Source organism: Halorussus halophilus, assembly GCF_008831545.1.
GTDB classification, from domain to species: domain Archaea; phylum Halobacteriota; class Halobacteria; order Halobacteriales; family Haladaptataceae; genus Halorussus; species Halorussus halophilus.
The window spans coordinates 164,288-176,671 of the sequence record NZ_CP044525.1 but is presented as its reverse complement, the minus strand read 5'-3'; the positions used below and the strand labels follow the sequence as shown (position 1 = coordinate 176,671).

11 protein-coding genes are annotated in these 12,384 nt (G+C 57.4%); 4 read left to right on the top strand and 7 right to left on the bottom strand.

The window, feature by feature from the left end; genetic code table 11:
• Nucleotides 1–40: 40 nt before the first annotated feature.
• From F7R90_RS21495 to F7R90_RS21485, 3 genes are all read right to left on the bottom strand, one after another.
• A complete protein-coding gene (locus F7R90_RS21495) occupies nucleotides 41–2,014 on the bottom strand; it encodes an ABC transporter substrate-binding protein (RefSeq protein WP_158059621.1) in 1,974 nt (657 codons plus the stop codon).
• A gap of 195 nt (nucleotides 2,015–2,209) precedes the next feature.
• A complete protein-coding gene (locus tag F7R90_RS21490; RefSeq protein ID WP_225741376.1) occupies nucleotides 2,210–2,839 on the bottom strand; it encodes a helix-turn-helix domain-containing protein in 630 nt (209 codons plus the stop codon).
• A 528-nt stretch (nucleotides 2,840–3,367) separates the two neighbouring features.
• The gene (locus F7R90_RS21485) at nucleotides 3,368–4,306 is read right to left on the bottom strand and encodes a hypothetical protein (protein WP_158059619.1); all 939 of its coding nucleotides are present in this window, start codon (nucleotides 4,304–4,306) and stop codon (nucleotides 3,368–3,370) included.
• Between the two features lie 41 nt (nucleotides 4,307–4,347).
• On the opposite strand from F7R90_RS21485, the gene F7R90_RS21480 reads away from it, so the two are divergent.
• Both F7R90_RS21480 and F7R90_RS21475 read left to right on the top strand, forming a co-directional pair.
• Nucleotides 4,348–4,902, top strand: a complete 555-nt coding sequence (locus F7R90_RS21480; RefSeq protein ID WP_158059618.1) for a hypothetical protein — start codon at nucleotides 4,348–4,350, stop codon at nucleotides 4,900–4,902.
• Between the two features lie 108 nt (nucleotides 4,903–5,010).
• Nucleotides 5,011–5,934, top strand: a complete 924-nt coding sequence (locus tag F7R90_RS21475; RefSeq protein ID WP_158059617.1) for a bile acid:sodium symporter family protein — start codon at nucleotides 5,011–5,013, stop codon at nucleotides 5,932–5,934.
• 3 nt (nucleotides 5,935–5,937) lie between these two features.
• Here the strand turns inward: F7R90_RS21475 and F7R90_RS21470 are convergent, their stop codons facing one another.
• Complete coding sequence (locus tag F7R90_RS21470; protein WP_192498517.1) at nucleotides 5,938–6,303, bottom strand: winged helix-turn-helix transcriptional regulator; 366 nt, start codon at nucleotides 6,301–6,303, stop codon at nucleotides 5,938–5,940.
• A gap of 196 nt (nucleotides 6,304–6,499) precedes the next feature.
• On the opposite strand from F7R90_RS21470, the gene merB reads away from it, so the two are divergent.
• Nucleotides 6,500–7,039, top strand: a complete 540-nt coding sequence (merB, locus tag F7R90_RS21465) for an organomercurial lyase (RefSeq protein ID WP_192498516.1) — start codon at nucleotides 6,500–6,502, stop codon at nucleotides 7,037–7,039.
• Nucleotides 7,036–7,374, top strand: coding sequence for a Zn-dependent oxidoreductase (locus F7R90_RS21460; protein ID WP_158059615.1), 339 nt, complete (start codon nucleotides 7,036–7,038; stop codon nucleotides 7,372–7,374). Before merB ends, F7R90_RS21460 begins: the two co-directional genes overlap by 4 nt.
• 68 nt (nucleotides 7,375–7,442) lie before the next feature.
• On the opposite strand, the gene F7R90_RS21455 is transcribed toward F7R90_RS21460, so the two are convergent.
• From F7R90_RS21455 to F7R90_RS21445, 3 genes are all read right to left on the bottom strand, one after another.
• Nucleotides 7,443–10,004 (bottom strand): heavy metal translocating P-type ATPase, encoded by a 2,562-nt coding sequence (locus tag F7R90_RS21455; protein WP_158059614.1) that lies wholly within the window; start codon nucleotides 10,002–10,004, stop codon nucleotides 7,443–7,445.
• A gap of 77 nt (nucleotides 10,005–10,081) precedes the next feature.
• On the bottom strand, nucleotides 10,082–10,843 hold the full coding sequence (locus F7R90_RS21450) for a helix-turn-helix domain-containing protein (RefSeq protein WP_158059613.1): 762 nt from the start codon (nucleotides 10,841–10,843) through the stop codon (nucleotides 10,082–10,084).
• Between the two features lie 644 nt (nucleotides 10,844–11,487).
• Nucleotides 11,488–12,258, bottom strand: coding sequence for a hypothetical protein (locus tag F7R90_RS21445; RefSeq protein ID WP_158059612.1), 771 nt, complete (start codon nucleotides 12,256–12,258; stop codon nucleotides 11,488–11,490).
• Nucleotides 12,259–12,384 lie beyond the last annotated feature (126 nt).

The window sequence follows — 12,384 nt, the reverse complement described above, 5'->3', positions numbered from 1 at the left end:
CGAGTAGATTCTGTCTGTCAATCGATAGTGGAGTGGGTGGTTACGACCCGGACTTCGAGAAGTCCTTCTGGCCGAGTTCTTCACGGCGCTTGTGCGTGTTGCCGTTCTGGACGCGTTCGACGAACGCACCCCACGCCTCGCCGTTCGGGAACCGAAGGTTGTCGTTGTCGTCCCACGTGTAGCCCGCTTTCTTCAGGATGGTTCGGGCCTCCTCGACGTTGTACCCGTACTCTTTGGTGTCGGCGTTGTGCCACTGCGTGAGCGGTGAAATCGGGTTGTTCTTGCCGGGGGTTCCGCGTCCCGACAGCACGTCCTCGACGAAGCCCTTCGCGTCGGTCGCTTTCGCCAGCGCGACCCGGAACTCTTTGTCCCGGATGAGCGGCGCGGAGAACATCAGTTTCGCGTCGAGCGGTGCGAAGTTCTTGGTGACTTTCTTCTCGATGCCGCTGGTCGAGGCCGCACGGTCTGCCTGTCCGTTCGACAGCGTCGAGCCGATGGCGTCGATTTTACCGTTCTGGACGGCACCGATGAGCGCATCGACGTTGCCGACGTTCACCCAGACGATGCGGTCGATACCGTCGCCGCTCGCGGCGTGGTCGCCGAGCGTCTTCTTGCGCCACTGGTCGTCGAACATCCAGTGGCCCTTGTTCGCCGAGACTTCGAACCGAGAGCCTTGATCCCAGTTTTCGAACTTGAACGGGCCAGTACCGACCGGATTCTTCGGGTTGTGCTGGGACGGATTGTCCACGTCCTTCCACTTGTGCTTGGGAATGATGGCGCTTCGGACGACGCGTTGGGTCAGGAACGACGCGTCCGGTCGCTTGAGGTTGAATGTGACACTGTGGGTCCCGTTAACTTTGACGCTCTCGATGGGGTCGTAGAACGTCGCCTGACTGGTCGAGGTGTTCTCCATATACAGTTCGACGGAGAACTTCACGTCCTCTGCGGTGAACGACTCGCCATCGTGCCACTTTACGCCTTTTCGGAGTTGGACGTCGACGGTCGTGTCGTCGGCGAACTCTGCGTTCGTTGCGAGTGCGGGCACGATTTCGAGGTCCGGTGACGCGTCGAATAGACCGTCGTAGACGTACTTGAGTCGCTTCTCCTCGGCACCACCAGCCGCCCACGGGAGGTTCAGGGAGTTCATCGACGTAGTGGTCCCCTTGACGAACGTCGTCTCATCCGTCTTCGGTTGGAGGTTCACTTCCGTCCACTGGAAGGAGTCGCCGGTCGGGCCGTTGCCGGGCGTCTTCACGTAGCCGTTCCACTTGTTCGTGTTGACGGCGGTGATAACGTCAGAGAACAGTGAGATGATGCCGCCCACGTCTTCTGCGAACACCGCTTGGGCCTCGTTGACTAGCTCTTGGCGTTTTTGGTCGTTGCCGGTGATTTGACGCTGTTTGTCGAGGAGTTCGTTGAGTTTCGGGTTCCAGTAGTTGTCGTAGTTGGAGGGGTTGTCTTTGTACCGTCGCATCAGCAGGGGGTTGGGGTCGAGACCGCGTTGGGGGTCGGGACCGTGGGTGCTCATCGAGATCATCTTCTCGAGTCCCGGGGTGTTCCAACTCTGGGCGTACAGTTGGTTGAGCGGTCGGTCGGTGAGGTCGGTGGGTGCGCCGAGGTCTTCGACGGCGCGTTTCATCATGAGTGCGTGTTCGCGCATCCACGGGTCGTCTTCACTGGAGTACTCCATGGTGACTGGGTCGAGTGCCGCTCCGGCCTTGGCGGTGTACTCCATCGGTGGTTTGTCGGCGTCGATGTTCGACCAGTCGTGCCAGTACTTGGTTTCGACTTGTTCTTGGACGCCTTCTGGCACCTGGGCCTTCGCGTCGGTGCCGCCACTGTTGGATTGGTTGTTGTCGCTGTTGTTCTCTGAGGAGTTGCCGTTACATCCCGCGAGTCCGGCGATGCCGGCTGTGCTCGCTAGTGCCGACGCTTGTAGGTACTGGCGTCGGGACAGTCCTGAGTTGCCGGTTTGCCCGTCGGGGGTCTCGTCCGTTTGGCTTCGTTCTGGCATGAACCGTGTGGGCAAATAGCAGACGGTATAAAAGATATACTCCCGATAGGCACCGATATATATCGCTCTTTATAAGGTACGTCACGAACATTCCCGAACTAACACGAATTTCTTGTAAGTACTATAGCAAAATCGTCGAAAATGGTGTCTATCCTAACCTATAGCCGCGGTCACACCTTCGATTCCACAAACAAGTTAGATGCTATTCGTATTAGACCCGAAAATTAGTTCGAACAGACGAAGTTGCGCCGTCCGAAGACGCTCACTCAGCGTAGACTGACTAATCTCCAGTGCCTCAGCGACCTCAGTGGCAGACGACTCACGCGGCACTTCGAAATACCCCAAATCGTATGCCGTCTCAATCGTCTCGATCTGTACCTCCGTCAGTTTCGTGATGAGAATCTCCGAAAGTCGGCCACCGTCGAGCGGTTCACCGGGACGCTCGATATTGTTGACCTTCTGCAAGTCGAACTGTCCGAGTTTCTGTTGCACCTCGTCGGCAAGTTCACGAAACTGCTCCCAATCCCGGACTGTCGTCACGACAGAGAACTGATTGTCCCGCAAGACGATCCGATTCGGAATCGCTTCCTGCCGAAGGACGACACCCAGAATGAACGGAAACGACTCGTTCGCTAACACCGTCACACGTTCGATGGCCGCCTCCGTCGGGCCCGTTGGAATCTCGTGACGATAATACAACGACACACCCGAAATCTGTTCGACTGTCGCGGAGATGTCGAACGACTCGTTGGACGAAATCGTGAGCGATTCGATCCACGTCCCGTCTTCGACGTAAAACGCATTGTCCAGTTCGATGCTCCGCACGTCCGGTAACCGTTCGTCAAGGCGTTCGAGAACCCCCGTCGGTTGCGTTCTAAATTCGATACGAAGAATAATAGATCACTACTCGACTATCGAAAAGAGTGGAGGCCACCATCTGGAATCATTGTAATCCGGCAAACTCTGCAAATCGGGTACTCTACATTTCATAATCTGGCTAGAAACTCACCGAATTGCAGGACCAATCGGCGAAATCCGTGTTTCGTACCTGTTGTCACTCCCATCACGTTCTCACTATCCCGAGACATCCACCGATACCCACGCTTCGATATGCACTCGGCAGTACTCGTCCCGATAGTGCTATCGTTCTCATTTCGCTCTGCAAGCGTGGTTGTGCTCCTACAGTGGTCTGGTCTCGGCGGACTGTCCGGGGGGACGTGCAGGCGAGGTCTTCGAGATTCCCGGTCGTCGTTGCACTGCGATTCTTACTCAATTCACCTAATAACCGCATCTGAGCAAGGCAGGTGTCCCGTTGCGACCAAGGGATTTTCTATGGTCCAGGAATTCGACGAATTACCAACTCCTCTTCAGAATGTTTGTCGAAGGGGATGATGGACCGACATCCCCGAAGCAAACGACTCCCATTCCTACACCCGCTACCAAACCCACAAAGTGCGTGAGCGTATTCGTCCCACCGGTAAACCACGGGAACGCCAACAGTCCCTGCACGCCCCATGCTGCCGCAAATGACCCAGCTAGCAACAATCCACCAACCAAGTACTCGCCCCGAAGCCATCCACCAGACTGCAGTCCTGCGCCGATTCGGTACGTCTCATCAACACTCCGAACCAGCCAGACTCCATAACCGACCGGCAACAAAACCAGTACGATGGCGTACACGCTCGTCGTGTACTCGAAGACGTTCCAGAACCCGCCTCCAAGGCCGATACAGAACAACGCACCCACTACCGAAGATACCGACCCTTCACAGCTATTTGCAGTTCGCAATAGATCGGCGACTGCGACCAGCAGAACGCCAACGAACGCACCATCGAGTGCGGAGAATCCGCGACTCGTCTTGACGTTTGGGTCAACCCCGAGTAGTACCTCGACGACGATGTCGAACCCGAATAGACTCACCACGGAGATAAGCGGTGGCAGCACGAACAGGACGCCAAGGAATGCCTGACGGAATTCGCGGTGTCGTCCTGCTCGAAGACAGATTACGTAGGTGAGCGGCACCGTTACCAGATACGAAACGAGGTTGCCCCGTAGGTGTTCCGCGGACTGGTGGACGAAGTGGGTGGTGTAGAGTGCGTGGAGCGATGGGTCGTTGTAGCGCTGGACGAGTTGATTCTGGAAACTTGCGGGGGTCTTGCTGACGAGGAGGAGAACTACTGCGACTGCCGTGATGGCGAAGATGTCGATGGCGTAGGGTTCCCACTCTGGAAGCGAGGGTAGTTCTCGGCTCTCAGTTTGGGATTTAGAGTACGTGTCCGCCAGTGGGTCCATGTTGTCCGAAGTCTGATTGTCGGGGGAGAAATATTTTTCTGGTGCCAAAACTTGCGGTGAACGTGAGTCTATCTGTCTCAATTTGGGTCGCTGATGAGGGCGTTTCCTCCGTGGTGATGGTCCGAGGCGGTATCAAAATCGAAGTAGAAAGCAAGCGGGTGAATCAGTACCAGAACGAGGAGGAACGTGACTGGTACGACTGGAACCCAGAATTCGTTGGCGACCATCTACGTTCTGATCTGGTCAATTGGGTTACTGCGTTAGAGCGGATTCAAATGGGAGACGTAGACCGATACAAGCGCGTAAGAGTCGATATTGAAGCCATGAACGCGTACTTCCTGCTGGAACCAATCTCGGAATCGCACCTTCGAGTAGCGTTTCGGGCTCGAAGTCGAGAGGAAGACGACCCTATTCCACCAACCGCCAACTCTGCACGAGGGTACGTCGTGCGAACAGAACAGCTCTCGAACGAGATTCTCGATTGTGGCCGAGAGTTCCTCGAGCAAACGTTGCAGTTGGGATTCTTTCGAACTCAACCGCAGCTTGCAGCGTTTTCCGAGATGGTAGATGATTTCGAGGCTCTTGTAGCGAGTTGAGTATACAGGTTCTGTTAAGATGTCATGGGTTTCGCGGTGGCTATAGGGGTTGCTCGCCAACAGAAACGAATAAGCAACCAAACTACGGATGAACGAATCACATCATCAATGGCGGACTGCGTCGTGACTCGTGCCGCAGCTCTCGTCGACGACTATCTGCTGGTCTGGGTGCTAATATCGGTCGCCGTCGGGCTACTCGTTCCCTCGATAGTCGTACTCACGCCACTGTCGACGCCGATTCTCGCCATCATGATCGGCGCGGTCTCACTGACGCTTTCGCCCGACCAATTCCGCCAACTCCGCGGTCGGGCCTTGCTCGTAATTCTCGTCGTTCAGACCGGCATGCCGCTGCTCGCGTTCGCCATCGCCCGGGCACTTGGTCTCAGTCCCGCGCTCACAGCCGGGTTCGTGGTTCTTGGCGCGGTGACGCCCGAACTCGTGACGCCGACGATGACCGAGCTCAGTGGGGGCGACACCGCGCTTTCGACGGTGGTTCTCGTCGTTGTTGGTCTCGGAACACTCGTGTTCGTCCCAGGAGTCGTCACCCTGTTTCTCGGGGAGTCAGTCACAGTCGATTCGGTACTCATTGTCGAACAGTTGTTGCTCGCGGTGGTCGTTCCGATGACGCTCGCAGTCGGGGCTCGCTATCGGTGGCCAGACCGCATCGGCCAGTACGACGATGTCTATCCCTCGGTGTCTGGGCTCATGGTGATACTCATCATCGGTATCGTCGCGGCGGCGAACGCTTCGCTCGTTCGTGATGGCGGGAGCGTTCTCGTCCTTGTCGCGGCCGGCGCGGTCGCTCTCAATTGTAGTGGCTACGTTACTGGTTGGCTCGTCAGCTGGAACTTTACTCGAGACGAGCGGATTGCCGCGACGCTGTCGATTGGCATGCGGGACTTCGCCGTCGCTGCCGCCCTGCTCGTCGGCGCGGGGTTCCCGACGGTAGCTACTCTTCCGGCCGTCATTTTCGGAATCGTAGAGATGACGACGAGTGCCGGACTCGCGAAATGGTTCAGCCGTCCTAAGTGAGCGTTAGACGGAGTCGTCCTGTTCGTCTGCCCATTCGAGGAGCGGATCGAGTCGTTCGCGGAGTTCGTCGCCCGTTTCGGTGAGTTCGTATTCGACGCGGGGCGGAATTTCGTTGTACTGTTCCCGGGAGAGCAAGCCCGCTTCGACGAGGTCATCGAGGCGACTCGACAGCGTCGAACTACTCACCTCGCCGAGCGTCTCTTCGATCGTCCCGTATCTGGCTGGCCCGATGGCGCCGACGACACAAATCACTTGCATCGCGTACTGCCGACTGAGGAGTTCCATCACACCACCAAGTGGACAGTAGCAGTTGATATCGGTGTTCTGTCGGTCTGGACCGTCAGGGGACGTGTCGGGTGTTTCTGCCATAGCTTTCACGCACCGCACTTACTCCAATACTTCGGACTTGACAGTATTAATACTTCGCTATTGAAGGTAATGGTGTATGTTGGACGAAAGCTGCAATTGCGCCAAACTGACGTTTGATCAGACAGACGAACGGACGACAGGTTCAGGCAGCTGGATTGCAGGGCAGGCCGTCGAGACAGCACAACTCCCAGAAGACATGGCAGACAACATGAGTCGGTTCTTCGACGAATCGATCGAGACGTTCGACGATATGATTTCGGCGTTCCGGACCGTGGTCGATGGAGATGGAATCGCCGTCGATGAACTCTGTCACGTCGAGGGGGAAACACCACACTCCGCGAAGACGGCCGACGAGACGTACTACTTCCGGTGCTTCTACGACGGTATCGCCTTGGCGCATCTCGTGGACGAACCGGTCGAAATCCAGACGAACACTCCCACGAATACTTTGATCCAGCTGCAAGTCTCCCCGGGGAGCAAGATCAACGTCACGCCACCGGATGCGGTCATGTCCTTCGGTATAGCTACTGACCACGAGGTCCCTGCTGACGATGATCCGACTGCACAGGACGTCTACGGGGCCGTCTGTCCGTACGTGAAGGCGTTCCAAACTCGTGCGGACTACGAACGCTGGGCGGCAGACGTGGCTGCCACAACGGTCGGAATCCCGCTCGACTCGAGCATGCCTATCGCCGCTGCCCTGACGGCGTCGTCCCCGACGGAGGCTGCAGAATGAGTCAGAAAGACTCCTCGCGGGAGGTTGTATGTACGCTGACCGAAGAACAGGAGCGAGAGCGGAGTAAGGAAGTCCAGTCTCGACTTGTCTCCCACTACCTCGGATTCGAGGAGACTGAAGATGGTCTGGCCGTTCGGTTCGATGGAACTGACGAATCGCTTCTCGCGGTTGCGCAGTTCACGTCCTCGGAATTGCAGTGTTGTGCGTTCGCTGAGTACGAGATAACGGTCACACCGCCGTACGAGGAAACTGTGTTGACCATCACTGGCCCAGAGGGAACTCGACAGCTGTTCCGCGATGGACTGGTCGACCGACTAGACGCCGAGTCTGCGTAGTACTCATCTCGTACCAGATCCCCCTCTGCGTGATTCCATCAAACTGAGGAAGGTATTGACTGTTCCCGCTACTCGAAACTGTCGGGCTTGATTCTCGCCAGTCGGAGTGCGTTCGTTGTCACGCCAAGGCTCATCCCCATGTCGCCTACGATGACGGCGACGGCGACGTTAACCAACCCGAAGGGGACGCCCACCGCCAACAGTGCTTTGACGCCGACACTCACCCAGATGTTCTCCCGAATGACACTGTTCGCTTTCCCCGACATTGCGTAGAGATACGGTAGTTTCGACAAATCGTCACCCATTAGCGCGACATCCGCCGACTCGACCGCCGTGTCCGTCCCCGCCGCACCCATCGCTACTCCGACTGTTGCCGTCGCAAGTGCCGGCGCGTCGTTGATGCCATCACCAACCATGATTACACCGCCGAACTCTTCGTTGAGTTCGGCCACAGTCTCGGCCTTCTCCTCGGGCAGCAACGCAGCCCGTACCTCATCGACCCCTGCTGCCTCACCGACCGCTCGTGCCGTCACCTCGTTGTCGCCGGTCAGCATCACGACATGCTCGACACCGAGATCGTGTAGTCGTTCGACCGCCCGCTTCGCCTCCGGGCGAACCTCGTCTGCCACCGCGACGACACCCACGATTCGATCCACCGTTCCGACGAGAATGACGGTCTTCCCGTCGGCCTGCAAGTCTTTAATCGTCTCATCACCAGCATCGGGGGTATCGTGACTGCTGGAATCTTCGACTGCAACGCCACCATCGGACGCGACACGGACGGTGTCGAGCAAGAGACCCAGTTCTTCAAACAGCGCGGGCTTCCCTGCGAAGTACGTCTCACCGTCCAAGTCAGCCCGCACACCCTTTCCAGTCAGGCTCTCGAACGCGGAGACATCGTTGGTCTCGACATCCGTCTCATCGGCGGCCTCCACTATTGCTTCCGCGATAGGGTGTTCGCTGCGCGCCTCCAGACTCGCCGCAACGGATAGCACCGACGCTCGGGACTCACCATTCGCGGGCACGACGTCGGTGACTGTGAGTTCGCCATGTGTGAGCGTCCCCGTCTTGTCGAATGCAACGGCCTTCACCGTCCCAACTGATTCGAGGTGCGTGCCACCCTTGATCAGGACACCATTCTTCGCGGCACTCGTGATGCCGGAGACGACGCTGACAGGCGTGCTGATGACCAGCGCACACGGACAGGCGAGCACGAGGAGTGCCAGTCCGCGCTTGAACCACGTCGCCCAGTCGCCAGCGAACACGAACGTCTGACCACCGAGGCCGAGCGACACCGCACCGTCGATGAGGAGTGGCGGTACTGCAGCAGTGAGGACCGCCAGCGTGACCACTACCGGTGTGTACTGACCAGCGAAGCGGTCCACGAACTGTTCGTGGTCGGTCTTGTCGCGCTGTGCGTCTTCGACCAGTTCGATAATTCGGGCGAGCGTGCTGTCTTCAGCCGCCGTCGTAACCTCCACTTCGAGATAGCCTTCCTCGTTGATGGTTCCGGCGTACACCTCGTCGCCGTCCGTCTTGTCCACGGGTACGCTCTCGCCCGTGATCGGTGCCTGATTGACCGCGCTTTCGCCCTCGACGACCGTGCCATCGGCGGGGATGCGGTCGCCGGGACGCACGATGACGCGGTCACCGACGCGCAGTTCCTCCACTGGGACGGTCGTCTCCTCACCATCCCTGCGAACAGTTGCGGTCGTCGGCGAAAGGTCCACCAGTTCGCGGAGCGAGGAGCGGGCGCGATCCATTGCGTACTCCTCCATCAACTCGGCGATGCTGAACAGCACGGCGAGCATCCCGGCTTCGAGATAAAGTGATTCACCGAAGACGACGCTGGCAGTGATCGCGCCGAGAATACCGAGACTCATCAGCAGGTCGATGTCTAATGACCGCGTACGGGCGGAGTAGTAGCCGTTCCGGAGGATTTGCTCGCCGCTAACCAGTGCGCCGACTAAGTAGAACAACTCGGCGGCGGCGAACTCTCGCCCGAGGAACGTGGTGAGCGTCACGTCGAACCCCGAGAACAGGAACTCCAGTGCGAGGCCGACGAGTAGTAAACCCCCACCGAGCCACGTCTTGAGCGCGCGCGGACTCCACCACACGTCTCGTGCCCGGTTCCCCTCCACGAGGTCTTCCTCTGCTGTGTCAGTGGCAGTCTCTTCGACGGCGTAGCCCGCACTCTCGATTGTGGTGGCGAGGTCGGCGAGAGAAGTCTGTTCGGGGTCGTAGGTGACGATGACGGTGCCGGTCGTCGGGATCGTCTCGCGTTCCTGAATCCCAGCGATTGCGTCGAGTGCGTTCTCAATCTTGCCTGCACAGGACGCACAGTCCATCGTAGGCACGTCGAACCGTTCGGTCCGGAGGTCGTCGCGTGATTCGACATCGTAGCCAGCGGCCTGCACGTGTTCGACGAGCGAATCCACCGCGACTTTCTCGGGAAGATACTCGATATGAACGGTGCCGGTCATCACCTGCGGTTCGACCGAGACGACGCCGTCACGTTCGGAGACGCTGTTGACTATCTTCTCCGCGCATGAGGGACAGTCCATCCCTGGCACGTCGAGTTTCACGGTCCGGGATTCGAAGTCCTCCGAACCGGGTGCGTTCGTACTCATTGTGCGTATGGACGTCCCCGGAGGACAAACCCGTTTGTTTGGTGTGTACCAACTTCGGTTACGTGTCGGGAGGGCGGCTAGGTGTCGGGTGGGGAGAGATTGGCGGGCGGTGAGTGTTCGGTAGCGTAGTTTTCGGCCAGTTGCGCTTCAGCACGGCGGAGTCGGTATGAGAGCGTCGAGCCCGGAATACCGAGTTTCTCGGCGAGTTCGTAGGTTTCGATTTCGCGGGGCGTCCGGTAGTAGCCGTGTTCGACGGCGGCCCGCATAGCGGCATCCTGTTCAGGTGTCAGCGAAGAGTCGCCGTCGTCCGGGGTGGCGTCGTCCGGGGTGGCGTCGTCCGCGTCGCCGACCCGGACGAATGTGACACCGGTGGTGTCGTCGATTTCGTTCTCGATGGCGTCGCGGAAGGCGTGGTAGGAAGTGTCGTCGGGCGCGATGATACGCCACTCGTAGCGGTGTCCGACCCACGTCGTTTGGAAGATGAGACCGTTGCCGAAGTGGTCGAGTGCGAGGTGGGGAATGGAGGTACAGGAAGGTGTGCGTGACCAGTAGGAGTAGAGGACGAGTGCGTCGTCGGTCCGGTCGATGACTTGGGTTTCCCAGTCGGCTTCGCAGTCACGGCGGGCCAGACAGTCCGTGTAGTATTCGGCGTTGGTGACGGTTTCGGTGAGTTCGTCGAGTGCGCTTTGCCCACCGGTGACGTAATCGACGCGCCAGAGATTTTCGGCGGAGACGTGGCAGGAGAGGGAACGAATCTTCGTCTCCGGGTTCGAGGTGAGGATGTCGGCTACGGCGTTGGTGCCCGGCGTGTATTCAAGAGCGAAGACGAGTTCACGCATAGAATTGTATAGGATGGAGAGAGGTATGAACGCGTTGACGAACACTCGTGTCTTCCTCATCCATCGCTGATCGATACGCTCACTTTATTTCGTACACCTGTACGGACTTGTCCCCATATAGTTAGTTTAGGTTAGTTCGCATGAATTTCAAGTCGGAAGCCCACGGTTTTAGTCGTGGGTGACTTACGTACTTTCTGAACGAGAATTTTGGACCTCCCGGAGTGATTTCTCCCCTCCAGGTAGTAGTGTGACGTGAGAAAACTTCCTTTGAGTTCAATCTAACTTTTGATACAGACGATTTTCTCGTTTTCTATAGGTTAAAAGGCGATTGGGCAAAAGTAAATTCTCCTATCGTGGAATTTGATAGGCGTTTCTATATAAAACGAGGTTATATTTGCGTATATGACCACTATCTGCACAATCATGCCCTATAAATGAATATGCCCCCATATATAAGGAGGAAAATGAAATAATAGAATAAATGTCATAGAGTGTAATTGATGAGTAGTGCCCAACCGAAAGAACTCGTTTGGATGAGGAACATGTGAACACCCCGAATATTTATAAGAAGGCTGTCATCTGTCAACGGTGCCACACTGAAGTAATCAATCCACCATCTCGATTCATCACCTAAAAAAGAGCGCTCAATCGTTCGTTGCCAATCCGAACGCCGTACTGTCAGCCATATACAGCCGTGTCTCGCATGAATCACACTGAACCGTAAACTGATCCTGTGACGAACAGCAATCATCAGTCGTAGTTTCTCCCATGACTACGTCACCATCGCATGTGGGACATTGCGTGAGGAACACCCGAAGGACCGAGAGGACGGTTCCCCTATCGTTCATCTCGAGCGTACTCCACTCCGGATACCAGTCTTCGAACGCTCGCGCGGCACCGAGGTCAGCGACGAGTGCACCAGTCGACAGCCACTGACCGACGCGTTCACCGTTCGCCTCCGCGAACACGGTCTCAGTCCCGTCAACTGTTCCGAATGTCAATTCGTGAGTCGAAATCCCCAGCAACTCAGCTAACGCACTCCTTCGACTCAATTCTGACCCCCGAAGCTCGTCGATAGCATCACGCCACCTCGCCTCGAAGTCGTCTGTGAGACAGACGTCGTCCCGAGATACGCACTCGGTCAGGACACCTGCATCGTCTAAGACTGCCTCTGGTGAAACTCTCGTCCCCCGCTCCGGCTTGCCTCCATGCTGTGGTGGCCCCCCGGGCCTCGGCTTTCCGAACCACTGCTGAACGCGAGTTGGTAAATATCGACGCGTCAACGTTGGCGTCCCCGGAACGAGATACCCACGGAGGTAAATCGTCGCGAGCGCCGCAACCAACACCGTTCCCGCAACCGCAAGCGACGTGACGGTGAGAAGAGCGCTCAGTCCGAACGCGATCAGTATGTTCACCACTGTACACGGCAGACACCGGTTCTCGCCAGTATACTCAGACTGCTGTAGCCGACCTACAAGTGCCGAGAGGCGGTCGAGGACCGTGTTGGAAAGTCGTTCCATCGTCGTTGTTCGATTTCGTTA